Source organism: Yoonia sp. R2-816 (assembly GCF_046762905.1).
In the GTDB taxonomy this organism is placed as follows: Bacteria; Pseudomonadota; Alphaproteobacteria; order Rhodobacterales; family Rhodobacteraceae; genus Yoonia.
The window spans coordinates 1-500 of the sequence record NZ_JBKQXN010000279.1; the positions used below are offsets into that span (position 1 = coordinate 1).

At 59.4% G+C, this 500-nt stretch carries 1 pseudogene; it reads right to left on the reverse strand.

Annotation, left to right across the window (positions count from 1 at the left end):
- Positions 1 to 137: 137 nt before the first annotated feature.
- Positions 138 to 500 (reverse strand): annotated as a pseudogene (locus ACFWW2_RS16845) (DNA mismatch repair protein MutL); the annotation flags it as partial.

Sequence of the window (500 nt, forward strand, 5' to 3'; positions counted from 1 at the left end):
GCTAATCATCATCTGATTGACCTAACGGCCAACGCGCCTTGGAACGTGCTTGCTATTTGAGGGCATCACGCCCCAAGGCGCGCCACCAAGTGGCCGACTTTTGCTCCGCCACAGTGGCAGGGTTTTACGCCGCCGTTGACAGCATGCTTCAAAGCCGAGACGATCAACCCGCGGGCCACACCTGGGTCGCGGAACCGGACCTCGGATTTCGCAGGATGCACATTTACATCCACCAGAGTAGGCTCGCAATCTATGAACAGCACCGCAGCGGGGTGGCGGTCGCGACTGAGAAAATCGGAATAGGCGGCCCGAAGCGCCCCGATGAGCAACTTGTCACGTACCGGACGGCCGTTGACGTATAGGAATTGCGACACCGCAGCGCCCCGCGAATAGGTTGGGAGGGCCGCATATCCGTAAAGCCGAAGTCCATCCCGTGTCCCATCGATCCGCAATGCGTTGTCCGCAAAGTCACGGCCTAAAACCTTTGCGAGCCTTGCGTG